Source organism: Nonomuraea sp. GTA35, assembly GCF_041950525.1.
Lineage (GTDB): Bacteria > Actinomycetota > Actinomycetes > Streptosporangiales > Streptosporangiaceae > Nonomuraea.
Map to the genome: position 1 here is coordinate 256,920 of NZ_JBGNUV010000007.1, position 24,309 is coordinate 281,228.

The following is a 24,309-nucleotide window of genomic DNA, read 5'->3' on the forward strand; positions in this document are numbered from 1 at the left end:
CACCCCGGGTGCCATAGTGAGGCCATGTCGTACGCCGGCACCGGGAACCAGGATCGCGGCGGGCGCGAGACACCCGCGGAGCACGTCCAGCGACTGCTGAGCGGCTTCTGGCACTCCCAGATCATCTTCGTCCTGGCCCGGCTGCGCGTCGCCGACGAGCTGGCCGCCGGGCCGCGCCCGGCGCAGGACCTGGCGGCGGCCGTCGGCGCCCATCCCGGCGCCCTGCTGCGCCTGCTGCGCGCCGCCGCCACGGTCGGCCTGATGGCGGAGACCGGGCCCGACCGCTACCGGCTGACGGAGGCGGGCGAATGCCTGCGCTCCGACTCCCCCACGGCCATCCGCGAGCTGGCCGTCGCCTACGGCTCCCCGACGGTGTGGCGGCTCGTCGGGGACTTCGAGCAGTCGGTCCGCACCGGCGGGCCGGTCGCGCCCGCGGTTCTCGGCCACTCGTTCTGGGAGCACCTGGCCACCCATCCCGAGGAGGCGGAGCACTTCGCCCTGGGCATGGGAGAGCAGTCGGCGCAGGTGGCCGCCGACGTCGCGGCCGCCGTGGACCCCTCGGCGCACCAACGCCTCGTGGACGTCGGCGGCGCCTACGGCGTGCTGCTCGCCGCGCTGCTGGAGAAGGCCCCGGCCGCGACCGGCGTGCTGCTCGACCGGCCGCCGGTGATCGAGGCGGCCCGGCAGCGGCTCCAGGGCTCCCCTCTCGCGGGCCGGATCGACCTCGTCGGCGGCGACTTCCTGGAGGAGGTCCCGAAGGGCGACCTGTACCTGCTGAAGTGGATCCTGCACGACTGGGACGACGAGCACGCGGTCCGCATCCTGGCCACCTGCCGCCGCGCCGCCGCTCCGGGCGCCCGGCTGCTGCTCGTCGAGATGCTGCTGCCCGAGCCGTGGGCGCCGTCGCCCGTGCACCTGTCCGACCTGGCCATGCTGGTGCTGCTGGGCGGCCGCGAGCGTACCCGGTCGCAGTACGGCGACCTGCTGCGCGCGGGCGGGTGGGAGCCGGAGGAGGTCACCTCGACCTCGGGACGCTACAGCATCCTCCAGGCCGCGGCCATGCCCTAGACGCGGTGGCGGCCGGCAGGACGTAGGGTTCCATTCCAGCGACCAGTTCCCCGGCCGTACCGGCGACGGCCCTCGCGAGAGGGAAGCCCGCATGACCGTCACTCCCGAGCAGTTGCGTGCCCTCGCGACCCGGGCCGAGGCGCTCACCGCCGAGGTCTGGGCACTGTGCGGCGGCTCCGCCGACGGCTCGCCCGAGCCCGACCCGCTCGTGGAGGCGCGCCAGGCCGCGGGCTGGCTGGCCAGGGCCGCCGAGGACCTGCAGCGCGCGGCGGCCGAGCTGGCCAGGCTGCAGGTGCGGCCGTGCGGCCTGCCGTGGGGCGTGTGCCAGGAGCACGGCAACACGCTCTCCTCCCGGGCGGGCGTCTCGGAGTGCCGGGTGTGCCGGCGTACCTGGAGCTACGACCGGCTCGGCCGGCCGTGCGAGGAGCCGGCCACGTGGAAGGTGATCGACCTGGCGGGGACGGTCACGCGGATGTGCGACGGGCACGTCCTCGGCGCCCGTGCCGCCGCCCGGGGCGCCACGTTCGTCCGCATCGACCAGGTCGCGGGCCAGGCAGGCTGATCCCGGCCGGACCCCTGCTCTTCCCGTCCTCCGTCCCGCGACGTACACTTCGTAAAGTACGTACTTGACGATCGTTGCGGAGTTGACGCCCGTGAAGCCTTCGGAGAGCGAGTTCGTCGACCGGATGGGGCTGGTCATGGAGCGCCTGGGCGGCACGCGCACCATGGGCCGCCTGTGGGCGTGGCTCATGATCTGCGACCCTCCCGACCCCTCGCTCACCGACCTGGCGGCGGAGCTCAGCCTGAGCAAGACCGCCGTCAGCACGGTCGCCAGGCAACTGGAGGCGGGAGGCATCATCGAACGTGTCCCCGCGGCCACCCGCGAGCACCGCTACCGCGCGGTCAACGGCGGGTGGGCGCAGATCCTGCGGGTCCAGCTGGACCTGGTCAAGCAGAGCCTGGAGACGCTGGAGTACGGGCTGTCGATCCTCGACGAGGACCGCACCGGTCAGCGCGACCGGCTGGAGGAGACCCGGGACTTCTTCGCCTTCACCGTGCAGGACGGGGACGAGATGCTCCACCGCTGGCAGGAGTACCGCGACACGTCATCCTGACGTACGTCTCCATCGAGGGATCTACAACAAGGAGAGGCGATGGCCGACATCGTCGAACGGTACGACATCCCCGTACAACACTTCTGGCTGCACGGGCCCCGATCGGGCCCGGCGGTCGAGTTCGCGGCCGACGCCGGAATGTGGAACGTCTACGGTTACCAGGAGCTGCACGACGTGCTCGGTGACCCGGCGGCGTTCTCCTCCGACACCATGCGGGTGGTTCCCGAGTCCATGCTGCCGCCCAAGGACGACTTCTCGCTGGACGGCTTCATCACCCAGATCGACCCGCCCGAGCACGGCAAGCTGCGCAAGCTGGTCAGCAGCGCCTTCACCCGCAAGGTCGTCGCGGATCTCGAGCCCAGGATCGCCGCGCTCACCCACGAACTGCTCGACGCGGCGCGCGATCGGGAGCGGTTCGAGCTCGTGGCGGACCTGGCCTATCCCCTGCCGGTGATCGTCATCGCCGAGCTGCTGGGGATCCCTGCCAGCGACCGCGCCCTGTTCAAGCGGTGGGCCGACGCGCTGTTCCAGCGCGACGCCAAGGTCTCGGTCAACCAGCCGGCGGACGAGCGGGAGGCGGAGCTCCAGGCGGTGATGAAGCCGTGGAAGGAGATGTCCGACTACCTCGGGGGGCACGCCGTGGAACGCCGCCGGCAGCCGCGCGCCGACCTGCTCACCAGGCTCGTCGAGGCCGAGGTGGACGGCGAGCGCCTGCCCGACGACCAGGTGGTCAACTTCGCGATCGTGCTCCTGCTGGCGGGGCACATCACCACGACGATGCTGCTCGGCAACACGGTGTTGTGCCTGGACGCCTACCCCGAGCAGCAGGACCGGGCGCGCGCCGACCGGGCCTCGATCCCGGCCGTCATCGAGGAGTCGCTGCGGCTGTTCACGCCGTTCGCGGCGCTCGGCCGGGCCACCACCCGCGAGGTCGAGCTCGGCGGCGTGACCATCCCGGCCGATCAGATGGTCATGTGCTGGCTGGGTGCGGCCAACCGGGACCCCCGGCAGTTCCCCGACCCCGACGCCTTCGACCCGCACCGCGATCCCAACCCGCATCTCGCCTTCGGGCGCGGCATCCACTTCTGCCTGGGCGCTCCCCTGGCCCGGCTGGAGGGGCGGGTCGCGCTGAACATCCTGCTCGACCGGTTCGATCGGCTCCGTACGGATCCTGATGACCCGGTGCAGTTCATCCCGACGCCGACCCTGACCGGCGTGCGGCGGCTCTCGCTCGTCCAGAGCTGAGGCGGTGCGGGGTGCGCCGCGGGACCTCGTGCGGCGCACCCCGCAACTTCCCTGCCCGAGCCTGGACGCGTCAGAACGCGAAGCCGCCCGGGCGGCCGTTGCGGTCGGCGATCAGGCCGGCCAGGGTGGCGACGGCGATCTCGGGCGGGGTGCGCGAGCCGATGTTGAGCCCGATCGGCCGGTGCACCCGGGCGACCTCCTCCGGCGGCACCCCGAGCTCGGCCAGCGCCCGCACGTGCGGCGCGCTGTGGCGGGCGCTGCCCATGATCCCGACCCAGCGGACGGGGAACTTGAGCACGTCACGCAGGATCGGGCCGATCTCGTCGCGGTGGTGGTCGGTGAGCACCACGTCCGCCGTGCCGTCGAGGTGGTCGGCCAGCCGCTGCGCCGGCGCGAATCCCGCCAGGGTGCGCTCGGGGTCGGGCTCGTACAGGACCGTGCGATAGCCCAGCTCGGCCCCGAACCTCAGCAGGCAGCCTGCCACCGCGGAGGCGAAGACGGCGACCAGCGTCCGCCCGCCCTCCACGGCGGGAGCGTCGCTGTGGGCCACCTCACACGCCGGGTCCTCATCGTGAGTGTGGGTCATACCCCCGTACGTTACGCGGCGGGGCTCGGCGTGAGCAGGTCCTCCAGGCCGATGCGGGCCAGGAAGCGCGCCCGTACGCGGTCGGCGACCTCGCTCACCTCCGCCGACCCGTCGTCGATCGGATCGACGTGCACCCGGAACGGCCGCTTGCCGTGCGGGGTGTCCACGACCTGGACGACGGCGTCGGCGACCAGGGACACGTCGGCGCCGGGCGGCTGCAACGCGGCCAGCCGCGCCCCCACCTGCTCCATCAGCCCGCCGTACCGCTCGTCGTAGGCCGGGACGACGCGCTGGTCGGCCGGGTGGCCGGCGTTGGCGAAGTGGTCGGTGCCCGAGGTGAACGCGCCGGGGATGACGAGCGTGGTCTCGATGCCGAAGCGGGCCACCTCGGCCGCGTACGACACCGCGAGCGCGTCGGCCGCCGCCTTGGCGGCGAAGTACGGCGCGAGGTACGGCGGGGTGCCGCCCCTGGTGGAGCTGGAGCCGATCCACAGCAGCAGTCCCTGGCCCCGCTCGCGCAGGTGCGGCAGGACCGCCCGGTTGAGCCGCTGGCTGCCCAGCACGTTCGTGTCGTAGACGGCGGCCAGCTCCTCGGGGCTGAACGCCTCGGCGGGGCCCAGCACCATGTGGCCCGCGTTGTGCACGACCACGTCGATGGCGCCCGCCTCGGCCAGCACGGTCTCGACCGCCGCGGCCACGGACTCCTGCGAGAGCACGTCCAGCTCGACGGTACGCAGGTCCACGCCGTGCTCGCCGGCGTACCGCGCGGCCTCGGCGACGCGGGCGGCGTTGCGGCCGGCGGTGGCGCGCATGGCCGCGTACACGGTGTGGCCGGCGCGTGCCAGCGCGCGGGCCGACAGCGCGCCGAAGCCGGAACCGGCGCCCGTGATCAGGATGGTCTTGCTCATGGGAGATCTCCTCGTCAGAACGTGATGACGCGACGGCCGCCCGCGGAGCCGCCGCCCATGGCCTCCAGCGCGGCCGGAGCCTCGTCGAGGGTGATCGGCGTGACCTGGGGCAGGATGCCGTGCTGCGCGGAGAAGGCCAGCGCGTCGCGCAGGTCGTGCGGCGAGCCCGACGGCGAGGCCATGACGTGCAGCCGGTTGAGCACCATCGGCTGGGCGGCGAGGGTGAGCGGCGTGTTGTCGTAGCCGCAGAGCACGAGCGTGCCGTCGGGGGCGAGCCCGGTCAGGACGGCGGAGGCCGCCTCGTTGGAGGGGGCGGCGTTCAGGATGACGTTCGCGCCGCCGTCCCAGGCCTTGAGCGCGGCGGCGGGGTCGGTGTCGCGGGTGGCCACGTACAGCTCCGCGCCGAGCTCCTTGGCGGTCGCCTCGCCGGTGGCCGAGCGGCCGATCACGGCGACCCTGGCGCCCATCGCGGCGGCGTACCTGATGGCCAGCGCGCCGATGCCGCCGCTGCCGATGACCGCCACCCGGGAGCCGGGCCCGGCACCGGCCCGCCGCAGGCCGTTGAACGCGGTCAGGCCCGCGCACATGAGCGGCGCCGCGGCCACCGGGTCGAGCCCGGCCGGGAGCGGGGTCACGTACCCGCCCTTGAGCAGGGCGTACTCGGCGTAGCCGCCGTCGGCGACGATGCCGGTGACGCGCTTGGCCGGGCAGAGGATCTGGTCGCCGGACACGCAGTAGTCGCAGTGGCCGCACGAGTCGTACAGGAACTGGGCGCCGACCGCGTCACCCACGGACAGGCCGGTGACGCCGCCGCCGAGCGCGGCGACCGTGCCGGTGATCTCGTGGCCGGGGACGACGGGGAAGCGGGCGAAGGGGTAGTGCCCGCGCAGCAGGTTGAGGTCCGTGAAGCACAGGCCGCAGGCGGTGACCTTGACCAGGACCTCGCCGGGGCCCGGCTCCGGGATCTCGCGTTCGATCAGGGACAGCGGGGTGTCGACCCCGGTGGCGAGTGCTGCTCGCATGACGGTTCCTCCCGCGGCCCGGGTGACGCCCCCGTACCGCTGTCACCAGACTGCCCCACCTGCTCCTGAACAGCCTGGGGTGCTCAACCCCAGCTTCTGAACAGCCCGAACGCCGGGCCGGGGGTGTCGCGCCAGACCTCGGCGGGGTCGAGCGTGTGCAGCTTCGGCACGGCGTCGGCGTCGTCGGGGACGAACCAGAGCAGGCGCTGGGCGGCGTCGGCGGTGACGATGCTGTTGCAGGTGACCTTGAGGGTGCCGAGCGCCGGGTTGACGACCCGCTTGTACTCCTCGTGGCGCACCTTGACCTCGCGCGCCTGCCACAGCCCGGCGAACTCGGCGCTCGCGCCCAGCAGGTGATCGACCAGCGCGCGGGAGGCCGCGTCGGCGGGGCCGCGTCGGGCGACGGCGGCCCGCAGATCGCTGACGAGCAGCCGGGAGTGGTAGTCGTGGTCCTCGGGCGGGTAGAGGTCGCGGGTGGCCGGGACGGTGAACCAGTGGAACAGGAAGCCGGCCCGGACGCCGGTCAGCCCCGCCTGCGGCCCGACGAGCACCTGCGCGGCATGGTTCTGCACCACCACCTCGTGCAGGTCGGTGATCACCATGGCGGGGGTGTCCTGGAGCCGGTCCATGAGCTGGCGCAGCGCCTCCTGCATGCGCACGGGCTCGGCGCCGAGCGGGGCCGGATGGCCGGCCAGGTGGAACAGGTGCGCGGTCTCGTCCGGATCGAGGCGCAGGGCGCGGGCCAGCGCGTGCAGCACCGGCTCCGACGGGCACTGGCCGCGGCCCTGCTCCAGCTCGGTGTAGTAGTCGGCGGACATGCTGGCCAGCTCCGCCACCTCGTCCCTGCGCAGGCCGGGCACCCGCCGCCGGGCGCCGGGCGGCAGGCCGACGGCCCGCGGGGCGAGCCGGTCCCTGCGCGACTTGAGGAACGCGCCCAGCTCTCCGAGATCCACCGTTACCTCCCGGTTGCTCAGCGGCTCGATTCCCTGATGACGAGCTCGAACGGGGCGACGTACTGGCCGGTCGGGCGCAGCGGCGCGGCGATGCGCTGGGTCACCAGCTCGACGGCCTTGGCGGCCATCCACCGGTGGTCGGGCGCCACCGTGGTCAGCGACGGCACCGCGTACGCCGCCGCCGGGATGTCGTCGAAGCCGGCGACCCGCACGTCGCCGGGGACGCGCAGGCCGCGGTCGGCCAGGCCGCGCAGGATGCCCAGGCAGACGGTGTCGGTCACCGCCACCACGCCGTCCACCTCGCGGCCGGAGTCGACCAGGCGGTGCGCCGCGGCGCGGCCCGCCTCCATGCTCATGTCGTCGAGGGCGAACAGCAGCGGCGGGTCCACGTCGAGGCCGCGCTCGGCGAGCGCGGCACGGTAGCCCCGGTAGCGGCGCGTCACCACGTTCACGCCTTCGAGGCTACCGCCGGTGACGATGGCGATCCGGCGGCAGCCCTGGTCGGCGAGGTGCGCGGTGGCGGCGTGGGCGCCCTCCTCGTTGGGCATGGCGACGTGGTCGAAGCGGCCGCCGAAGTCCTGCTCGCCCAGCATGACGACGGGATAGTGGGCGTCGGCGGGCTCCTCCAGCCGGTCGAGCTCGACGGCGCTGAGGATCAGCCCGTCGAACTGCAGGGTGCGGGAGCGGGCGATGGCGTCGGCCTCACCGCCGGCGTCGGCGCCCGACTCCTCGACCGCGACGTGGAAGCCGCGCCGCCGGGCCTCGCCGATCACGTGGGAGGCGAGATGGCCGAAGTAGGCGGCCTCGATGTCGGGCACGGCGAGGCCGATCACGCCGGTGCGCCCGGACTTGAGCGTGCGGGCGGAGACGTTGACGCGGTAACCCGACTGCCGGATGGCCTCCAGCACGCGCCTGCGGACCGGGTCGCTGACCCCGGCACGGTTGTTGACCACGTTGGAGACGGTCATCTTCGACACCCCGGCCAGCCGGGCGACGTCTCCCATGGTCACCATGCCGTGCCCCACGCTCCGCTCTCCCCGCCCTCCTCGTCGAGCTTATCGCGCCCCACCTGCGCGCCCGGTCAGCCCAGCCGGCCCTCGACCGTGACGAAGGAGTGGGCGGGCAGGTGCACGCGCAGGCCGGTCGCCGTGGCCGTGACCTGCTCGTGGGCGCGCGGGGCGATGGTGTCCGGCGCGTCAGGGGTGTTGTGGGCCTGGAGGCTGCCCGCGGTCAGGATGCGGGCGCCGAACTCGGCCACCGTGCCGCCGCGCAGGTCCAGCTCGACGTCGGCCGCGTCCGCCGCGTCCAGGTTGGACAGCGAGATCAGCACCCGGCCGTCCTTGCGGCTGGCCGACACGGAGACGGTCGCCAGGCTCGTCCCGCCGACCTCGCGCGCCGGGAGCGCGGCCTTGAGGTCGACGCGCAGCGAGGCGGCGTCCTGGTGGCCCTTGTTCATCTCGAACACGTGGTAGGTGGGGGTGAGCACGAGGGCCTTGGTGTCGGGGTCGGTGAGGATCATGGCCTGGAGCACGTTCACCGTCTGGGCGATGTTGGCCATGATCAGGCGGTCGGCGTGGCGGTGGAAGATGTCGAAGTGCAGGCCGGCGACCAGGGCGTCCCTGAGCGTGTTCTGCTGGTAGAGGAAGCCCGGGTTGGTGCCCGGCTCGACGTTCCACCAGGTGCCCCACTCGTCCAGCACCAGGCCGACGTTCTTGCCGGGGTCGTAGCAGTCCATGACGTTGGAGTGGCCGGTGATCAGCTCGTCCACGCGGGCGGCCTGGACCATCGTGCGGTAGTAGTCGTCGGTGTCGAACGCCGTGGCGTCGCCCTTGTCCTGCCAGGTGCCGGGGATCGTGTAGTAGTGGAACGACAGCGCCTGCATGAAGGGCGCGGGCCGGTAGGCGCAGCCCAGCTCGCCGAGCTGCTTCATCAGCGTCTCGGTCCAGGCGTAGTCGGCGGAGTTGGCGCCGGCGGCGATGCGGTAGAGCTTGTTGCCGCCGTGGTCGCGGCAGTAGGTGCCGAACCGGCGGGCCTCGGCGGCGTACTGCTGGGCGCTCATGTGGCCGCCGCAGCCCCACGCCTCGTTGCCGAGCCCCCAGAAGCGGATCTTCCACGGCTCCTCGCGGCCGTTGGCCTTGCGCAGCCTGACCATCGGGGAGTCGCCCTCGCGGGTGAGGTACTCGACCCAGTCGCTCATCTCCTTGACCGTGCCGGAGCCGACGTTGCCGCTGATGTACGGCTCCGCGCCGAGCAGCTCGCACAGCGCCATGAACTCGTGGGTGCCGAAGTGGTTGTTCTCCTCGACGTTGCCCCAGTGGGTGTTGACCATCGCCGGGCGCTCCTGCTTGGGCCCGATGCCGTCCATCCAGTGGTACTCGTCGGCGAAGCAGCCGCCCGGCCAGCGCAGGTTCGGGATGTCCAGCGCGCGCAGCGCCTCCACCACGTCGAGGCGGATGCCGCCCTCGTTCGGCAGGTCGCTGTCCTCGCCCACGTAGAAGCCGCCGTAGATGCACCGGCCCAGGTGCTCGGCGAAGTGGCCGTACAGGTGCCGGCTGATCACCGGGCCGGTCACGTCGAGGTTGATGACAGCGGGCACGACGTTGTCGCTCATGGGGAGAGAACCATTTCTCGCACGGGATGTGTATCGATAAATGCGAGGCAACTTTATCGATACACATGCCCGTGTCAAGGCACTCACCACACCCGGTCGCCGGCCGGGCGCAGCCGGCCGGCCAGCACGCCGAGCAGCAGCACCGCGACGACGACGGACGTCAGGGCGAGGCGGAGGCCGGCCGGCCCGCTAAGCGCGCCGATCAGGGCCGGTGCGGCGATCGACGCTCCCGGCAGCTGGCCCAGCTCGACCATCGACACGCCCTCGCTCGGCGACAGCCCCTCCTGGTGGCCCGCCAGCGTGTAGAGGGCGGGGTTGACGCCTGCCATGCCGACCGCGAGCAGGACGAACCCGGCCACCGCCGCCATCGGGGTGCCGAGCAGCAGGCAGAGGCCGAACCCGCCGGCCGCGAACAGGGTGCACGCCCGCACCATGCCGACGATGCCCAGGCGGGCGGTGACCCGGTCCACGGCCAGCAGCGTCACCGTGCCGGCCGTGGTGGCGACGGTGTAGGCGACGCCGCCGGCGACCGGGCCGGCGCCCATGGTGTCGGAGACGTAGACGGCGTTCCAGAGGACCGCCGCCTCCGAGACGTACCCGGACAGGAACGCCATGGCGGTCAGCGGGAGCACCCTGCGGGTGAAGCGCCCGCGCGGCCTCCCCGCTCCCCCGCCCGCCTCGTGCGGCAGCCACCGGGCCGTCGCCGCCAGGCAGAGCCCGAGCAGCGCGCTCGTCAGCGCGAACTGCGCCCACGGCCGCACGTCCAGCGCCGCCGCGAGTGTGCCGGTCAGCCCGCCGGCCAGCGTGCCCGCGCCGAAGCAGGCGTCGAAGCCGCCCATGAGGGGCCTGCCGTAGCGGCGCTGGACCTCCAGCGCCAGCGCGCCCATGGGGACGGCCATGACGAGGGAGACCAGCGCCCACGTCGTCAGGCCGAGCACCACCGCGGCGAAGCTGCCCGAGGCGGCGAGCAGGGGCACGGTGAGCAGGACGAGCGCGGCCCCGGCGACACCGAGCAGCCGGTTGGAGACCCGGCCCGCCAGCAGCACGATCACGCAGAGGCCGGCGAGGTTGCCGATGCTCGGCAGGGTGTTCGCCAGGCCCCAGAGGGCGTCGTCCGCGCCCACCTGCCGGCGGATCTCGGGGACCCTGGCGGCCCAGCCGCCGATGGGCATGCTCATGATCACGTAGAGCAGGGAGACGGCCACCCGGGCCTGGACCGGTGCGGGCATGGCTGGGCTCCTCCGTGTCCGTCGCCGCCGGCCGGCACGGTAGGCGGGGACCGCGCGGCCCGTCAACCATGCGATGCTGTGGACGTGCAGCAGTGATCCCGGCTTCCGGTGAGGGATTCCGATGGGCTTGGAGGTCGAGAGCCGGCCGTCCGACTCTCCGTACGTCGAGCGGGTGTGGCGCAGCCGCAGCGACGACGTCGGCCGCATGACGTCGGTCGCGTCGGCGACCTGGGACCTGGTCTTCTGGGAGCACGGCGGGCAGGTCAGCGCGGCCGTGCAGGGGCCGGAGACGAGGGCGAGCCCGGCGCCGGTCCCCGAGTACGCCACGTTCTTCGGCATCAGCTTCGCCACCGGCGCCTCGATGCCGCACTTCCCGATGGAGCGGCTGGTCGACGGCAACGTGCCGATCCCGGGCACGACGCGCAGGTCGTTCCAGCTCAAGGGCTCCACCTGGCGGTTGCCCGGCTACGACGACGCCGAGTGGTTCGTGCGGCGGCTCGTGCGCGAGGAGATCCTGGTCCTCGACCCGGTCGTGGCCGCGGTGCTCGGCGGCAGGCCGGCGGGCGTGTCGGCGCGTACGGTTCAGCGGCGCTTCGTGGCGGCGACCGGGCTCACCCAGGGCGCGGTCCGGCAGATCGGCCGCGCGCGGCAGGCGGCGGTGCTGATCCAGGAGGGCGTGCCGGCGCACGACGTGGTCCACCGGCTCGGCTACTTCGACCAGCCGCACCTGGCGCGGTCGTTGTCCCGCTACGTCGGGCGGACCGCGACCCAGCTGGCCGGCAGGGCCTCGCCGGAGCCGCTGTCGCTGCTGTACAGGACCTGATCACAGCCGGTAAAGCACCCCGGCATGGCGTCTATAGCAAGGTTAGCCTAACCTTAGGCCCATGACCGAGGAGATCTCTCTCCGCGGCGCGGAGCTTTGCCTCAGCTACCACGGCACCCCCGTGGTCGAGGACGGTCGCATCACCCTGCGGCCGGGCCACGTGACCGCTCTGGTGGGCCCCAACGGCAGCGGCAAGTCGACGCTGCTGCGCGCGCTGTCCAGGCTGCACCGCCCCGACAGCGGCGCCGTGACGCTCGGCGACGGCGCCGACGCCCTCGCCCTGTCCGCGCGCGACTTCGCCTGCCGGGTGACGCTGCTCGCGCAGAGCCGCCCCACCCCGGGCGGCGTGTGCGTGCGCGACGTCGTCGGCTACGGCCGCCACCCCTACCGGCGGCGCTGGCGGGCCGCGGACCCCGACGGCACCACCCACGTCGAGCGGGCGATGCTGCTCACCGGCGTGACCGGGATGGCCGAGCGGCCGGTGGACGAGCTGTCCGGCGGCGAGCTGCAGCGCGTCTGGCTGGCCACCTGCCTGGCCCAGGACACCGGCGTCCTGCTGCTGGACGAGCCCACCACGTTCCTCGACCTGCGCTACCAGGTGGAGCTGCTGGACCTCGTCCGCGACCTGGCCGACGAGCACGGGGTGGCGATCGGCGTGGTCCTGCACGACCTCAACCAGGCCGCCGAGATCGCCGACCACGTCGTGCTGCTGCACAAGGGGCGCATCCGGGCGGACGGCCCGCCCGCCGAGGTCCTCACCGAGGACCTGCTCACCGAAACGTACGGCATCCGCATCGAGGTCAGCCACGACCCGAGGACGGGCACCGTGACCACCCGGCCCATCGGCCGCCACAGCAGAACCGTCCCAGCAACCACATGACAGGAACAACCATGCGCAGTGCCCTGACGGCCCCCCTGACCGCCATCGCCGCCATCATCGCCGTCGCCGCCTGCGGCACGACCGAGGCCCCCGTGACCGAGCAGTCCCCCGCGGCCGGCACCACGGCCTCGGCCGGCGCCGGACCCATCACCGTGACCGACGCCCGCGGCAAGGAAGTCAAGCTCGACCGCCCGGCCACCAGGGTCGTGAGCCTGGAGTGGGCCGAGACCGAGATGCTGGCCGGCCTGGGGGTCATGCCGGTGGGCGTGGCCGACGTGAAGGGGTACGCCACCTGGGACACCGCCGTCAAGCTCGACTCCTCGGTCAAGGACGTCGGCATGCGGCAGGAGCCGAGCATCGACTCCATCAGCGCCCTGTCGCCCGACCTGGTCGTCATGGAGTCCGACGACGAGGAGCTGGCCGCGCAGCTCGAGAAGTTCGTGCCGGTGATCGTGGCCAAGGGCAGCGACGCCACCGACAACCTCAAGCGCATGCGCGACGACCTCGACTTGATCGCCAAGGCCGTCGGCAAGACCGAGGCCGCCACCAAGCTGATGTCCGACTTCGACGCGGCGCTGGCCGACGGCAAGGCGAAGATCGCCGCCGCGGGCGGCGCCGGCAAGCCGTTCGTCATGGCCGACGGGTGGAAGCAGGGCAGCACGATCTCCGTCCGCCTGTTCGGCAAGGGCTCGCTGGTCTCCGAGGTGGCCACCCAGCTCGGCCTCAAGAACGCCTGGACGGGCAAGGTCGACGACCAGTGGGGCCTGGGCACCACCGACGTCGAGGGCCTGAACGTGCTCAAGGACCCGGAGATCCGCTTCTTCTACAACGCCTCCGACGGCGACGACGTCTTCGCCGACGGGCTCAAGGACAACGCCATCTGGAAGTCGCTGCCGTTCGTCGAGAAGCAGCAGGTCACCAAGCTGCAGGACGGCATCTGGACCTTCGGCGGGCCCCTGTCCTGCCGGCAGTTCGCCGACGCTCTGGTGAAGGCGTACACCGGTTGAGCACGGACGTCCTGACCCCGGCGCCGCCCACCACGCCGCTGCGGCGGCTGGGCACCGCCGGGGTCTTCCTCCTCGCGCTGGCCGCCACCGTCCTGGTGGCGGCCGTGCACGTCACCCAGGGCACCTCGTCGATCGGCGCGCTCGACCTGCTGGCGCTGCCGTTCGGCGGCTCCGGCAACGCCGACGAGGCCGCGCGCGTGCTGCTGGCCTCGCGGCTGCCCCGGCTGCTGGCCGGCGTCTGCGTGGGCGTCGCGCTGGGCGTGGCGGGCGCGCTGCTGCAGTCCGTCGCCCGCAACGCGATGGCCTCGCCGGACACGCTGGCCGTCAGCTCGGGCGCGTACCTGGCGGTCGCCACCGCGGCCGCGTTCGGGCTGGCGCTGCCCGTGTCCATGTCGGGCGGGCTGGCGCTGATCGGCGGCCTGGCCGCCGCCGCGCTGGTGCTGGCGCTGTCGGCGGGCGGGCGCACCGGCACCACCCGGCTGATCCTCGCCGGTACGGCCACGTCGCTGGCGCTCAGCTCGCTGACGAACCTCGTCATGATCCTGTTCGAGCAGGAGACCACCGGGCTGTTCGCCTGGGGCAGCGGCTCGCTCGTGCAGAGCGACCTGGACGCCGTCACCCAGCTCGGCCCGCTCATCGCGCTCGCGCTGGCCGGCGCGGTGCTGGCCGGGCCCCGGCTGGACATCCTCGGCCTGGGCGACGACACCGCCACGGTCCTCGGCGTGAACGTGCGGCGGCTGCGCCTGTGGCTGACCCTGCTGGCCGTGCTGCTGTCGGCGGCGGCGGTGACGATCGCGGGGCCCATCGGGTTCGTCGGGCTGTGCGCGCCGGTCGTCGTACGGCTGCTGCCCAAGTCCATCCCCGGGCTGCACCGGCACCGCATGCTGCTGCCCCTGTCCGGGGTGGCGGGCGTGCTGATCATGCTGGGCTCCGACATCGTGCTGCGTGCCGTGCTGGGCGCGCAGGCCGGGGTGGAGGTGCCGCCCGGCGTGGTGACCACCGTGATCGGTGCGGCGGTGATGATCTGGCTGGCCCGCCGCTACCGCGACGCCGGTCCGACCCGCAAGCCGCCCGCCGTGCGCACGGGCGGGGCCCGCTCGCGCACCGCCTTCCTCACCGTGGTCGCCCTCTGCGCCGTCCTGGTGGCGGGCGCGGCCGTGCTCGGCATGCTGGGCGGCGACCGGTGGCTGCTCACCGGCGACGTGGCCAACTGGCTGCAGGGCCGCAGCGGGCGGGCCCTGACGTTCGTGCTCGACCAGCGCTGGCCGCGGGTGGCCGCCGCGCTGCTGGCCGGCGCGGCGCTGGCCGTGGCCGGCGCGGCCGTGCAGGCCGTGTGCCGCAACCCGCTGGCCGAGCCCGGCGTGCTCGGCGTCACCACCGGCGCGGGCGTCGGCGCGATCTCGCTGCTCACGCTGGCGCCGATGGCCGGCATCTGGTCGATGTCCGCCGCGGCGGGAGCGGGCGCGCTGATCGCGTTCGCCGTGGTGTACGGGCTGGCGTGGCGCGGTGGGCTGAGCTCCGACCGGCTGGTCCTCATCGGCGTCGCCATGCAGAACGCCTGCACCGCCATCACCGTGCTGATCATCGTGCTGTCCGACCCGTGGAACACCGCCAAGGCCCTCACCTGGCTGTCCGGCTCCACCTACGGGCGGGTCCCCGAGCAGCTCGTCCCCGTCGTGCTCGCCCTCGCGATCGTCACCCCGCTGCTGGTCTGGCTGCGCCGCGACCTCGACCTGCTGGCCCTCGACGAGGACACGCCGCGCATCCTGGGCGTCCCCCTGGAGCCGGTACGGCTGGGCGCGCTCGCCGGGGCCGTGCTGCTCACCTCCACGGCGGTCTCGGCGGTCGGGGTCGTCGCCTTCGTCGGCCTGGTCGCCCCGCACGCCGCCCGCGCCCTGGTCGGCGCCCACCACACCCGGGTGCTGCCGGTCGCGGCGCTGCTCGGGGCGCTGCTGGTCAGCCTCGCCGACACGCTGGGGCGGACCGTGATCGCGCCGGCGCAGGTGCCGGCGGGGCTGGTGACGGCGCTGATCGGCACGCCGTACTTCGTCTACCTGCTGTGGCGGGCGCGCGCCTGATCGCCCTTGGCGTTCAGGCGCGCGCAGCGCCCCCGGCCTTCAGGAGAAGGGCCGGGCGATCTCGTCCAGCGCCAGCACCGTCAGCTCGTACAGCGACCGCGTCTCCGACTCGGCGCACCACCACTGCGTGGCGATCCGCATCGCGGCCAGGAACGCGACCGTGATCACCTCTGGCCCGACGTCCTCCGGCTGCCCGCGCCCGGCCACCGCCTGGCTCAGCTCGTGCTCCAGCCGTACCCGCCCCGCGAGCTGCCTGGCCAGCAGCGACGGGTGCCGCATGGCCAGGCGGGCGCGCAGGTGCCACTCGCGGTCGGGCCCGCCGGTCTCGGAGTAGAGGCCCTGCAGCGCTCCGCGCAGCGCCTGCCAGGCGGTCCGCTCGGCCGGTTGCTCGCGTACGAGCAGCACCAGGCTGTCCAGGCGCGCTTCGTCGCCGTACAGCAGCGCGTCCTCCTTGCCGTCGAAGTAGTTGGAGAACGTGCGCCGCGAGATGTTGGCGGCGTCGGCGATGGCTTCGACGGTGACGTTGTCGAGGCCGTGCTCGATGGTGAGCCGCAGCGCGGCCTCGTGCACCGCCTGCCGGGTCTCGGCCTTCTTGCGCTCCCGCAAACCTGCTGTGCTGCCCATGATGACCCACAGCTTACCCAACGGGAATAAATGCCCAGTGCGCAAAGTTGCCCCATGTGCATGTAAGGTGTCCGGGTTGATCCCTTCTTCCTAGAAACGGAGATTGCGCGTGAGTGCACAGCCGGCAGCGCCGTCCGCGGCGGAGCCGATGACCCACCGCCAAATCCTCGAAGCCCTCAGCGGCCTGCTGCTGGTCCTGTTCGTCGCCATGATCAGCGGCACCATCGTCTCGGTGGCGCTGCCCCAGATCATCGGCGCGCTGGACGGCAACCAGTCGCAGTACACCTGGGTCGTCACGGCATCCCTGCTGGCCTCGACCGCCTCCACCCCCATCTGGGGCAAGCTCGCCGACCTGTTCAACAAGAAGCTGCTGCTCCAGATCTCCATCGTGATCTTCATGGTCAGCTCGCTGGCCTGCGGGTTCGCGCAGAACACCGGCCAGCTCATCGCCTTCCGCGCGGTGCAGGGCCTGGGCATGGGCGCGCTGCAGATCCTCGCGCAGGTGATCATCGCCGCCATGATCTCGCCCAAGGAGCGCGGCCGCTACAACGGCTACCTCGGCGCCGTCATGGCCGTGGCGACGGTCGGCGGCCCGCTGCTCGGCGGCCTCATCGCCGACACCTCCTGGCTCGGCTGGCGCTGGTGCTTCTTCATCGCCGTGCCGTTCACCATCGCCGCCTTCGCGCTGCTGGCCAAGACCCTGCACCTGCCGACCGTGCGGCGGGCGAACGTGAGCATCGACTACTGGGGCGCCACCCTCATCGCCGCCGGCGTCAGCATCCTGCTCATCTGGGTCACCTTCGTCGGCAACGACTTCGACTGGCTGTCCTGGCAGACCGCGGCGCTGGCCGGCGGCGGCGTGGTGCTGCTCGCCCTGGCCACGTGGGTCGAGTCGGTCGTCAGGGAGCCGGTCGTGCCGCTGCACGTCATCCGGCGGCGCACCCCCGCGCTGGCCATCCTGGCCAGCCTCGCGGTCGGCATGGCCATGTTCGGCGGCTCCGTCTTCCTCGGCCAGTACTTCCAGATCGGCCGCGGGTTCAGCCCCACCGAGGCGGGCCTGCTGACCATCCCCATGATGGCGGGCGTGCTGCTGTCGTCCACGATCAGCGGGCGGATGGTCTCCAACACCGGGCGGACGAAGCCGTACATCCTCGTCGGCCTGGTCGTCCTGCTGGCGGGCTTCGGCGGCCTGGCCACCATCGACCACGAGACCTCGCTGGTGCTGCTCTCCGTCTACATGCTCGCCGTCGGCATCGGCGTCGGCATGTCCATGCAGAACCTCGTCCTGGTCATCCAGAACACCGTCCCGCTCAGCGAGATCGGCGCCGCCAGCGGCGCGGTCACGTTCTTCCGCTCGCTCGGCGGCACCGTCGGCGTGTCGGTGCTCGGCGCGGTGCTGGCCAACCGCGTCGCGACCAGCATCTCGGAGGGGCTGGCCAAGGCCGGGATCCCGACCGGCGGTGACGCCGCCGCGGCCGGTGGCAGCCTGAACATCGCCGCGCTGCCCGACCCGATCAAGGAGATCGTCAGGTCCGCGTACGGCGACGCCACCGGCCACATCTTCCTCGTCTCGACGGCCATCGCCGCCGTCGGCCTCGTCGCCGCCGCCTTCCTCAAGCCCGCCAGGCTCCGCGACAGCCTGGACCTGCCGGCGCCGCCGGCCAAGGAGGAGGCCGTCACCGGCGCGTGACCCCCGACCAGGAAGGCCGCGTTCCCGTATCGCCCGCGGGGACGCGGCCTTCCTCCTGCCCGGCCGGTTCCGGGGCACTCACAGAACGGACCGCACCGCGTCCTCGGACCGGCCGATGACCGCCGACCCGTCGTCGGCCGTGATGATCGGGCGCTGGATCAGGATCGGGTTCTGCGCCAGGGCCCTGATCCACCGGTCACGCGCGAACGCGTCCCGCGGCCACCCGTCCAGCCCCAGCTCGGCCGCCCGCGCCTCACCGGTCCGCGTGATGTCCCACGGCTCCAGGCCGAGCCTGGCCAGCACCTCGCGCAGCTCGGGCTCGCTCGGCGGATCCTCCAGATAGTGGCGCACCTTGTACTTCGCGGACTCGGCGTCCAGGACGGACAGCGCGGAGTGGCACTTCGAGCACGCGGGGTTGATCCAGATCTCCATGGCAGACGACCGTATCGGGCCCTTCGCCCACCGTCCTACCTCGACGGGAGCTTTCCCAGGAAGTTGTCATGGAAAGGGTCGAGATCGGGTCAGCACTCTTCCCGCCGAGGCCGGGTCGCCATCCGCGCACGCCGCCTCCTGGCTAGAACGAAACGGCATCGATCTTCACCGAGGGAGGTTCCGTGACCCGACGCATCGCCACCGGCCTCGGCCTGGTCACCGCCCTGTGCGTGCCGGGACAGGCGGTCGCGGAACCTGCTCCTCCGCCCGCGCCGCGCCCGCTGAGCCTGGTGCTGGACGGCGACTCGTTCTCGCTCCGGGACGCGTTCGCGATCCTCGACGGCCGTCCCGTCTCCGCCACGCTCGCGCCGTCCGCCCGCGCCACCATGGCCAGGGCCCGCGCGGGCGCGCTGGCCGCCCTGGACGACCAGCGGGTGTACGGCTGGAACCAGGCGCTCGGGCCGCTCAAGGACCGGCCGCTCTCGCTCGATCAGCAGGTGCGGTTCCAGCGCAACATCCTGCGCTCCCACGCCGCGGGCGTCGGCGACCCGCTGCCCGACGACGTGGCCAGGCTGGCCCTGATCCTCAAGGCGAACCAGCTCGCCAGGGGCCGCTCCGGCGTCCGCCCCGAGGTGCCCCAGCGGCTGCTGGACCTGGTGAACGCGGGCGTCGTGCCGCGGATGCCGCAGATCGGCTCGCTGGGCACCGGAGACCTGCAGCCCCAGGCCGCGGCCGGCCTGGCGGCGATCGGCGAGGACGCGCCGGTGCGGTTCCGCGGCCAGGAGGGCCCCGCCTCCGAGCTCCTGTCCCGGGCCGGGCTGGCCAGGGACTTCACCCTCCAGGCCGGGGAGGCGCTGCCGATCGTCAGCGGCAGCACCGTGCTGGCCGCCACGCTGGCGCACGCCGTGCACCGCGCCACCGCGCTGGCCGACCAGGCGGAGGGGGCGTTCGCCCTGTTCATGGAGGCGACCAGGGCCGAGCGGAGCTCGCTGGACGCCCGTACCCACGCCGAGCGGCACATCCCCGAGCAGAACGCGGTCGCCGCGCGGCTGCGCGCGATGGTGGCGGGCTCGCGCTGGATGACGGACGAGGGCCGCCGCCGCCTCAGCCCCGAGCCGCGGGTCCAGGACGCGGTGTCGGTGCGGGCGGCGCCGCACATCCTGGCCGGGCTGCGGCAGGCGCTCGCCGACGCCCGCCGCGCCCTGACGCGGGAGGCCAACTCCTCCACCTCCAACCCGCTGGTCTTCAGACGTGACCGGGGCCGGGGGTACGAGTTCGTGATGGGCGGCAACTGGGACGGCTCCGTCATGGGACACCTCGCCGACACCCTGAACGCGGAGATCGCCGACGTCGGCGTGCTGTCGCAGGAGCTGTCGGGCCGGCTGCTGTCCCCCAGGTGGAGCTACGGCCTCCCGGCGAACCTGGCCGGCCCTCCGGTCGGCTTGAACTCCGGCCTGGTGCAGGTGCAGACGGTGGCCGCCGCGCTGATCCCCGAGATGCAGGCCAGGGCCACCCCGGCGGGCACCCTGTCGCGCCCGGTCAAGGACGGGCAGGAGGACCACAACACGATGGCCATGGCCTCGGCCCGCCACCTGCACGAGAACCTCGACCGGCTGGAGATCGTCCTGGCCGTGCAGTACCTGATGGCGGCCCAGGGCATCGACCTCATCGCCGGGAAGATGGCGGGCCTGCCGCTGGGCGCCGCCACGGGGAGCCTGCTGGCGGAGCTCAGGCGGTACGTCGCGCCGCTCGGCGACGACCGCTACCAGACGCCCGACCTGGAGCGCGCCATCTGGCTGGTGCGCAACCGGCGGCTGGTGCCGTCCGTCGCCATCCGGCCGTAGCCGAAAATGTCGCGATCTTGCCCGTTCCCGTCCCGTATGCTGCTGGACGCGGGCGGCAAGGTCACTGGCCGTGCGCGGACGGGCCCGTAGCACAGTGGTGATGCGCCGCAACTCAATTGCTGGAGGATGCCGGTTCGAGTCCGGTCGGGTCCACTGCCGGGGCGGGGGTGAGGAGCGGCGATGGAGGCGGAGCAGGTGGAGGCGTGCCTGCGTCTCCTCGGGCTGGCCAAGCGGTTACCGGCCGGCCATCCCGACCGGCGCAGGATCGAGCACGCGGCCACCGGGCTGATCAGGGACGGGCGGCACGAGCGCCGCGCCGCCGCCCGCGCGGAGGCCACGCGCCTGGACGGCGAGTTGCTGGCGGCGACCGCCATGGGAGCCGCCGAGCGCCAGATGGACGCCCCGCTCCCGACACCCGCCGCCGAACGGCAGACGGACGCCCCGACGCCGACGCCCGCGCCCGCCGCTGCCTTCCTGCCGGGCAGCCTGCGACGGCCTCGCCACTGCTACGTGTGCAAGCGGCTCTACAGCCGGGTGCACCACTTCTACCACCGGCTCTGCCCGGACTGCGCGGTGGACAACCTCGCCCGGCGCACGGCCCGCGCGGACCTGACGGGGCGCAGGATGCTGCTGACCGGCGGGCGGGTCAAGATCGGGCATGAGCTGGCGCTGATGTCGCTGCGGGACGGCGCCGAGGTCATGGTGACCACCCGCTTCCCGGCCGACGCCGCGCGGCGGTTCGCGGCCGCGCCGGACGCCGGGCGGTGGTGGGGGCGGCTCAGCGTGGCCGCGCTGGACCTCCGGGATCCGCGGCAGGTGGTGGCGCTCACCGACCGGCTGCTCGCGGAGGGGGCGCCGATCGACATCCTCGTCAACAACGCCGCCCAGACCCTGCGCCGGCCCGCCTTCTCCTACGCCGCGCTGGCCGCCGCCGAGGCGGCGCCGCACGACGCCGACCTGCCGGTCTGGACGGCGCCGGGGTTCACGCCGCCCGGCACCGGCGTGCCCCGCCCGGCACTGCGCGCCGCCCCCGGCGCGGACGTCCACGAGGCTCCGCGGGGGCACGCACGCATGCAGACGCACGCAGGATCCCACAGGACCCCCGCACCTGCCGGGCCGCTCCCGGACGCGACCGGACTCCTGCCGGACACGGCCGGGCCGCTCCCTCAGCGGCCGGACTGCTCCCCGAGGTGGCCGGACTGCTCCCGGACGTGGCCGGGCTGCTTCCCGACCCCTCCGCCACCAACTCGTGGTCGGCCCGGCTGGGCGGGGTGGAGCCGGTGGACCTGCTGGAGGCGCAGCTCGTCAACGCGGTCGCCCCGTTCCTGCTGGCCGACCGCCTCCTCCCGCTGATGCTCGCCTCCCCGCACCCCCGCCGCTACGTCGTCAACGTCTCCGCCGTGGAGGGCCAGTTCGCCACCGCGAACAAGACCGGCGGCCACCCGCACACCAACATGGCCAAGGCGGCGCTCAACATGCTCACCAGGACCAGCGCCGGCGAGCTGGCGGCGCGGCACGTCTACATGTGCAGCGTGGACACGGGCTGGATCACCGACGAGAAACCGCTGCCGGACCGCGAGCGGCGCGCGGGCACGGGCTGGCGCACGCCCCTCGACGTGGTGGACGGCGCCGCCCGCGTGTACGACCCGATCGTACGAGGGGAGGCGGGCGATCCCGTGCACGGCGTACTGCTCAAGGACTACCGGGAGGTGCCGTGGTGACCGAGTGGGCGGGCATCGGCCCCGTCGCCCCTCGCCCCATGGACGACCTGGCGCCCCTGCTGGAGTGGCTGCGCACCGGCCGCCAGGTCGGGGAGCGCACCGACTTCCCCGCGGGCACGGCCATGCCCGACGGCCGGCTCGACCTGTGCAAGCAGGCGCTGGGCCCGGACGGCGTGCGGGCGGTCGTGTCCGCCCTGCGCCCGCACGGCCCCGTCAGGCACCTGCTGCTCGGCACGGACGGCCTCGGCGACGCGGGCGCGGCCGACGCCACGGAGGGCGCGATCGGCGCCGGGGTGGAGACCGTGTACCTGGGCTGCAACGGCATCGGCGCGGCGGGCGCCTGCCGGATCGCCGGCCAGCTCATCGCCTCCCCCGGAGTCGTACGCGGCCTGTGGCTCAAGCGCAACCCGCTCGGCGGGGAGGGCGGCCGGGTGGCCGGGCGGCTGATGGCGCGGGGCAGCGGTCTGGCCACGCTCGACCTGGTGCAGACCGGCCTCGACGCGGCGGCGACGGCGGCCCTGGCGGAGGGGGTGGAGTCGGTGGCGGCGCGCGGTGACCGCATCGGCCGGCTGTACCTCGGCGGCAACCCCCTCGGCGCGGTGCAGGTGGCGCGCATCGTCCGTACCGGAGCGGTGGACGAGCTGTACGTCTCGGCGGCCGGCCTGGGCGACGCGGGGGCCCGCCTCCTCGCGCGGGCGCTGCGCGCGGCGCCGCCCGGGCTCACCCACCTGTCGCTGGCCAGCAACGGCATCGGCCCGGAGCCCCTGGTGGAGCTGGTCGCCGCCGCAGCGTCGGCCGGTGTCACCCTGCTCGACCTCGGCCGGGTACGCGCGGCGGGAGCGCTCGGCGCGCCCGGCAACCGGCTCGACGAGCCCGCCACGGCGGCCATCGCGGACATCCTGTCCTCCGCCCCCCACCGCCTCGCGCACCTGATCCTCCGCGACACGGGCGTCACCAGCAGGGGCGCGCTCGCGCTGGTGGCGGGCGCCCGCCGGGCCGCCTCCCCCACCCGGTACGCGCTCGGCCCGGGCATCGCCTCCCGCGCCAAGCGCGAGCTGGCCGAGCTGGCGGAGGCGGTGCCGTCCCTGTCACCACACCCGGACGTGGCGGCCATCGCCAGCGTGCACCGCACCCGCAGGCCGCGCTGACGGCCGTCCTGAAGACCGGGCGGGTGAGAGCGGCGCGAGCCGAGCCGGCGGGCTGCTCCTGATCGCCGCGTGGACGGTCGTGTCCATCGGACGGGCCTGGTGGATCTTCGTCAGATGCGGCAGTCAGGGTCGGACATGAAAGTTTCACCATGGTCAATCCGGGTTGTCATGCCCTGACCGGCCACGATGCCGACCGCACCCAAAGGATCTCCGGGCGCTTCATTGACGACCGGAAAGCGCTTTCCTAGATTCACTGTCATTCACTCCTATGCCTGTCGTTCACATATGTGGACGACAGGCAACAGACAGCACCTACAGACAACCGCAGTAGGTAGGAGCACTCATGCGCACATCACGACGTGTCCTCACCCTCCTCACCAGCCTGGCCGCCGCGGCCGCCGGGCTGACGGCGGCGACCTCGGCTCCGGCCGCGGCCGACACCCCGCTGGTCGGCTGGGCCACGCAGGGCGGCGGCACCACCGGCGGCGGCAGCGCGCCGGCCACGACCGTCTCCTCCGCCTCGGCGCTGACGAGCGCCCTGTCGTCCGGCTCCGCCGCCGTGATCAGGGTCTCCGGCACGATCTCCTGCTCCGGCATGCTCCGCGTGGCCTCCAACAAGACCGTCATCGGCAACTCGGGCGCGACCATCTCCGGGTGCGGCTTCAACGTGTCGCAGGCCTCGAACGTCATCATCCGCAACCTCAACTTCAGGAACTGGGGCGACGACGGCATCAACGTCCAGTACTCGACCCGCGTCTACATCGACCACAACTCCTTCAGCAACGGCGGCGACGGCGCCCTGGACATCAAGCGCTCCAGCGACTACATCACGGTGTCCTGGAACCGGTTCTTCGACCACGACAAGACCATGCTGCTGGGCCACAGCGACAGCAACGGCGCCGAGGACCGGGGCCGCCTGCGGGTGACCTACCACCACAACTGGTTCGACGGCACCAACCAGCGTCACCCGCGCGTCCGCTTCGGCAACCCGGTGCACGTCTTCAACAACTACTACGGCAACGTCGGCAGCTACGGCGTCGCCTCCACCCAGGAGGCCGGCGTGCTCGTCGAAGGCAACTACTTCGAGAACACCGACGACCCGTTCCACCTGGGTGAGGGCAGCTCGCCCGCCGGCAGCCTGGTGGCCCGCAACAACCACTTCGTCAACTCCGGCAGCGGCCAGAGCGGCGGCAGCGTCCGGTCGATCCCGTACTCGTACTCGCTCGACAGCGCCTCCAGCGTCAAGTCGATCGTGACGGCGGGCGCCGGTGCGGGCCGCATCTCCATCTGACCGCCCCCCGGGCCGTGAGCGCGGCCGGCCTCCC

24 protein-coding genes are annotated in these 24,309 nt (G+C 73.3%); 14 read left to right on the forward strand and 10 right to left on the reverse strand.

What is annotated here, in order from left to right:
• Window positions 1-24 precede the first annotated feature (24 nt).
• The 4 genes from ACBJ32_RS30555 to ACBJ32_RS30570 all read left to right on the forward strand — a co-directional run bounded on the left by ACBJ32_RS30555 (window position 25) and on the right by ACBJ32_RS30570 (window position 3,428).
• Window positions 25-1,068: a methyltransferase gene (locus ACBJ32_RS30555; RefSeq protein WP_375129630.1), complete on the forward strand. Its 1,044-nt coding sequence runs from the start codon at window positions 25-27 to the stop codon at window positions 1,066-1,068.
• 91 nt (window positions 1,069-1,159) lie between these two features.
• Entirely contained in the window at window positions 1,160-1,630 is a 471-nt protein-coding gene (locus ACBJ32_RS30560) for a hypothetical protein (protein ID WP_375129631.1), read from the forward strand.
• 64 nt (window positions 1,631-1,694) lie between these two features.
• Window positions 1,695-2,183 (forward strand): hypothetical protein, encoded by a 489-nt coding sequence (locus tag ACBJ32_RS30565; RefSeq protein ID WP_357880208.1) that lies wholly within the window; start codon window positions 1,695-1,697, stop codon window positions 2,181-2,183.
• A gap of 39 nt (window positions 2,184-2,222) precedes the next feature.
• The gene (locus ACBJ32_RS30570) at window positions 2,223-3,428 is read left to right on the forward strand and encodes a cytochrome P450 (RefSeq protein WP_375129632.1); all 1,206 of its coding nucleotides are present in this window, start codon (window positions 2,223-2,225) and stop codon (window positions 3,426-3,428) included.
• Window positions 3,429-3,498: 70 nt separating this feature from the next.
• Here ACBJ32_RS30570 and ACBJ32_RS30575 read toward each other — a convergent pair whose 3' ends face one another.
• The 7 genes from ACBJ32_RS30575 to ACBJ32_RS30605 all read right to left on the reverse strand — a co-directional run bounded on the left by ACBJ32_RS30575 (window position 3,499) and on the right by ACBJ32_RS30605 (window position 10,737).
• Complete coding sequence (locus ACBJ32_RS30575) at window positions 3,499-4,014, reverse strand: XdhC family protein (protein ID WP_375129633.1); 516 nt, start codon at window positions 4,012-4,014, stop codon at window positions 3,499-3,501.
• Between the two features lie 11 nt (window positions 4,015-4,025).
• Entirely contained in the window at window positions 4,026-4,922 is an 897-nt protein-coding gene (locus tag ACBJ32_RS30580; protein WP_375129634.1) for an SDR family NAD(P)-dependent oxidoreductase, read from the reverse strand.
• Between the two features lie 14 nt (window positions 4,923-4,936).
• A complete protein-coding gene (locus tag ACBJ32_RS30585) occupies window positions 4,937-5,944 on the reverse strand; it encodes an alcohol dehydrogenase catalytic domain-containing protein (RefSeq protein ID WP_375129635.1) in 1,008 nt (335 codons plus the stop codon).
• A gap of 83 nt (window positions 5,945-6,027) precedes the next feature.
• Entirely contained in the window at window positions 6,028-6,897 is an 870-nt protein-coding gene (locus ACBJ32_RS30590; protein WP_375129636.1) for a helix-turn-helix transcriptional regulator, read from the reverse strand.
• 17 nt (window positions 6,898-6,914) lie between these two features.
• Window positions 6,915-7,910, reverse strand: coding sequence for a LacI family DNA-binding transcriptional regulator (locus ACBJ32_RS30595; protein ID WP_375129637.1), 996 nt, complete (start codon window positions 7,908-7,910; stop codon window positions 6,915-6,917).
• Window positions 7,911-7,978: 68 nt separating this feature from the next.
• Window positions 7,979-9,508 carry an alpha-N-arabinofuranosidase gene (locus tag ACBJ32_RS30600; protein WP_375129638.1) on the reverse strand — a complete coding sequence of 510 codons (1,530 nt, stop codon included), beginning with the start codon at window positions 9,506-9,508 and terminating at the stop codon, window positions 7,979-7,981.
• Window positions 9,509-9,591: 83 nt separating this feature from the next.
• Window positions 9,592-10,737: an MFS transporter gene (locus ACBJ32_RS30605; protein WP_375129639.1), complete on the reverse strand. Its 1,146-nt coding sequence runs from the start codon at window positions 10,735-10,737 to the stop codon at window positions 9,592-9,594.
• Window positions 10,738-10,858: 121 nt separating this feature from the next.
• Between ACBJ32_RS30605 and ACBJ32_RS30610 the strand changes: the two genes are divergently transcribed.
• The 4 genes from ACBJ32_RS30610 (at window position 10,859) to ACBJ32_RS30625 (ending at window position 15,525) form a co-directional block, all read left to right on the forward strand.
• Entirely contained in the window at window positions 10,859-11,560 is a 702-nt protein-coding gene (locus tag ACBJ32_RS30610; protein WP_375129640.1) for a helix-turn-helix domain-containing protein, read from the forward strand.
• Between the two features lie 61 nt (window positions 11,561-11,621).
• Window positions 11,622-12,440, forward strand: coding sequence for an ABC transporter ATP-binding protein (locus ACBJ32_RS30615; protein ID WP_375129641.1), 819 nt, complete (start codon window positions 11,622-11,624; stop codon window positions 12,438-12,440).
• Window positions 12,441-12,451: 11 nt separating this feature from the next.
• Window positions 12,452-13,447 carry an ABC transporter substrate-binding protein gene (locus ACBJ32_RS30620; protein ID WP_375129642.1) on the forward strand — a complete coding sequence of 332 codons (996 nt, stop codon included), beginning with the start codon at window positions 12,452-12,454 and terminating at the stop codon, window positions 13,445-13,447.
• The gene (locus tag ACBJ32_RS30625) at window positions 13,444-15,525 is read left to right on the forward strand and encodes an iron ABC transporter permease (RefSeq protein WP_375129643.1); all 2,082 of its coding nucleotides are present in this window, start codon (window positions 13,444-13,446) and stop codon (window positions 15,523-15,525) included. Before ACBJ32_RS30620 ends, ACBJ32_RS30625 begins: the two co-directional genes overlap by 4 nt.
• 39 nt (window positions 15,526-15,564) lie before the next feature.
• On the opposite strand, the gene ACBJ32_RS30630 is transcribed toward ACBJ32_RS30625, so the two are convergent.
• Window positions 15,565-16,149 (reverse strand): TetR/AcrR family transcriptional regulator, encoded by a 585-nt coding sequence (locus ACBJ32_RS30630; RefSeq protein WP_375129644.1) that lies wholly within the window; start codon window positions 16,147-16,149, stop codon window positions 15,565-15,567.
• Window positions 16,150-16,297: 148 nt separating this feature from the next.
• Here ACBJ32_RS30630 and ACBJ32_RS30635 point away from each other — a divergent pair, with 148 nt between their 5' ends.
• Window positions 16,298-17,839, forward strand: coding sequence for an MDR family MFS transporter (locus ACBJ32_RS30635; RefSeq protein WP_375129645.1), 1,542 nt, complete (start codon window positions 16,298-16,300; stop codon window positions 17,837-17,839).
• Window positions 17,840-17,917: 78 nt separating this feature from the next.
• Here the strand turns inward: ACBJ32_RS30635 and ACBJ32_RS30640 are convergent, their stop codons facing one another.
• Window positions 17,918-18,271, reverse strand: coding sequence for an arsenate reductase family protein (locus tag ACBJ32_RS30640; protein ID WP_357880169.1), 354 nt, complete (start codon window positions 18,269-18,271; stop codon window positions 17,918-17,920).
• Between the two features lie 182 nt (window positions 18,272-18,453).
• Between ACBJ32_RS30640 and hutH the strand changes: the two genes are divergently transcribed.
• From hutH to ACBJ32_RS30660, 4 genes are all read left to right on the forward strand, one after another.
• Complete coding sequence (gene hutH, locus ACBJ32_RS30645; protein ID WP_375129646.1) at window positions 18,454-20,115, forward strand: histidine ammonia-lyase; 1,662 nt, start codon at window positions 18,454-18,456, stop codon at window positions 20,113-20,115.
• A gap of 180 nt (window positions 20,116-20,295) precedes the next feature.
• A complete protein-coding gene (locus ACBJ32_RS30650) occupies window positions 20,296-21,468 on the forward strand; it encodes an SDR family NAD(P)-dependent oxidoreductase (protein ID WP_375129647.1) in 1,173 nt (390 codons plus the stop codon).
• A complete protein-coding gene (locus ACBJ32_RS30655) occupies window positions 21,396-21,836 on the forward strand; it encodes an SDR family oxidoreductase (protein ID WP_375129648.1) in 441 nt (146 codons plus the stop codon). The genes ACBJ32_RS30650 and ACBJ32_RS30655 overlap by 73 nt, the downstream gene beginning before the upstream one ends.
• A complete protein-coding gene (locus tag ACBJ32_RS30660) occupies window positions 21,833-22,984 on the forward strand; it encodes a ribonuclease inhibitor (protein ID WP_375129649.1) in 1,152 nt (383 codons plus the stop codon). Before ACBJ32_RS30655 ends, ACBJ32_RS30660 begins: the two co-directional genes overlap by 4 nt.
• Window positions 22,985-23,094: 110 nt before the next feature.
• Here ACBJ32_RS30660 and ACBJ32_RS30665 read toward each other — a convergent pair whose 3' ends face one another.
• The gene (locus ACBJ32_RS30665) at window positions 23,095-23,244 is read right to left on the reverse strand and encodes a hypothetical protein (RefSeq protein ID WP_375129650.1); all 150 of its coding nucleotides are present in this window, start codon (window positions 23,242-23,244) and stop codon (window positions 23,095-23,097) included.
• A gap of 83 nt (window positions 23,245-23,327) precedes the next feature.
• On the opposite strand from ACBJ32_RS30665, the gene ACBJ32_RS30670 reads away from it, so the two are divergent.
• Window positions 23,328-24,275, forward strand: a complete 948-nt coding sequence (locus tag ACBJ32_RS30670; protein WP_375129651.1) for a polysaccharide lyase family 1 protein — start codon at window positions 23,328-23,330, stop codon at window positions 24,273-24,275.
• Window positions 24,276-24,309 lie beyond the last annotated feature (34 nt).

Coding starts and splice junctions, on each gene's coding strand:
- ACBJ32_RS30555 (WP_375129630.1), top strand. CDS start 25: ATGTCGTACGCCGGCACCGGGAACCAGGATCGCGGCGGGCGCGAGACA.
- ACBJ32_RS30560 (WP_375129631.1), top strand. CDS start 1,160: ATGACCGTCACTCCCGAGCAGTTGCGTGCCCTCGCGACCCGGGCCGAG.
- ACBJ32_RS30570 (WP_375129632.1), top strand. CDS start 2,223: ATGGCCGACATCGTCGAACGGTACGACATCCCCGTACAACACTTCTGG.
- ACBJ32_RS30575 (WP_375129633.1), bottom strand. CDS start 4,014: ATGACCCACACTCACGATGAGGACCCGGCGTGTGAGGTGGCCCACAGC.
- ACBJ32_RS30580 (WP_375129634.1), bottom strand. CDS start 4,922: ATGAGCAAGACCATCCTGATCACGGGCGCCGGTTCCGGCTTCGGCGCG.
- ACBJ32_RS30585 (WP_375129635.1), bottom strand. CDS start 5,944: ATGCGAGCAGCACTCGCCACCGGGGTCGACACCCCGCTGTCCCTGATC.
- ACBJ32_RS30595 (WP_375129637.1), bottom strand. CDS start 7,910: ATGGTGACCATGGGAGACGTCGCCCGGCTGGCCGGGGTGTCGAAGATG.
- ACBJ32_RS30600 (WP_375129638.1), bottom strand. CDS start 9,508: ATGAGCGACAACGTCGTGCCCGCTGTCATCAACCTCGACGTGACCGGC.
- ACBJ32_RS30605 (WP_375129639.1), bottom strand. CDS start 10,737: ATGCCCGCACCGGTCCAGGCCCGGGTGGCCGTCTCCCTGCTCTACGTG.
- ACBJ32_RS30610 (WP_375129640.1), top strand. CDS start 10,859: ATGGGCTTGGAGGTCGAGAGCCGGCCGTCCGACTCTCCGTACGTCGAG.
- ACBJ32_RS30615 (WP_375129641.1), top strand. CDS start 11,622: ATGACCGAGGAGATCTCTCTCCGCGGCGCGGAGCTTTGCCTCAGCTAC.
- ACBJ32_RS30620 (WP_375129642.1), top strand. CDS start 12,452: ATGCGCAGTGCCCTGACGGCCCCCCTGACCGCCATCGCCGCCATCATC.
- ACBJ32_RS30630 (WP_375129644.1), bottom strand. CDS start 16,149: ATGGGCAGCACAGCAGGTTTGCGGGAGCGCAAGAAGGCCGAGACCCGG.
- ACBJ32_RS30635 (WP_375129645.1), top strand. CDS start 16,298: ATGACCCACCGCCAAATCCTCGAAGCCCTCAGCGGCCTGCTGCTGGTC.
- ACBJ32_RS30640 (WP_357880169.1), bottom strand. CDS start 18,271: ATGGAGATCTGGATCAACCCCGCGTGCTCGAAGTGCCACTCCGCGCTG.
- ACBJ32_RS30650 (WP_375129647.1), top strand. CDS start 20,296: ATGGAGGCGGAGCAGGTGGAGGCGTGCCTGCGTCTCCTCGGGCTGGCC.
- ACBJ32_RS30665 (WP_375129650.1), bottom strand. CDS start 23,244: ATGACAGTGAATCTAGGAAAGCGCTTTCCGGTCGTCAATGAAGCGCCC.
- ACBJ32_RS30670 (WP_375129651.1), top strand. CDS start 23,328: ATGCGCACATCACGACGTGTCCTCACCCTCCTCACCAGCCTGGCCGCC.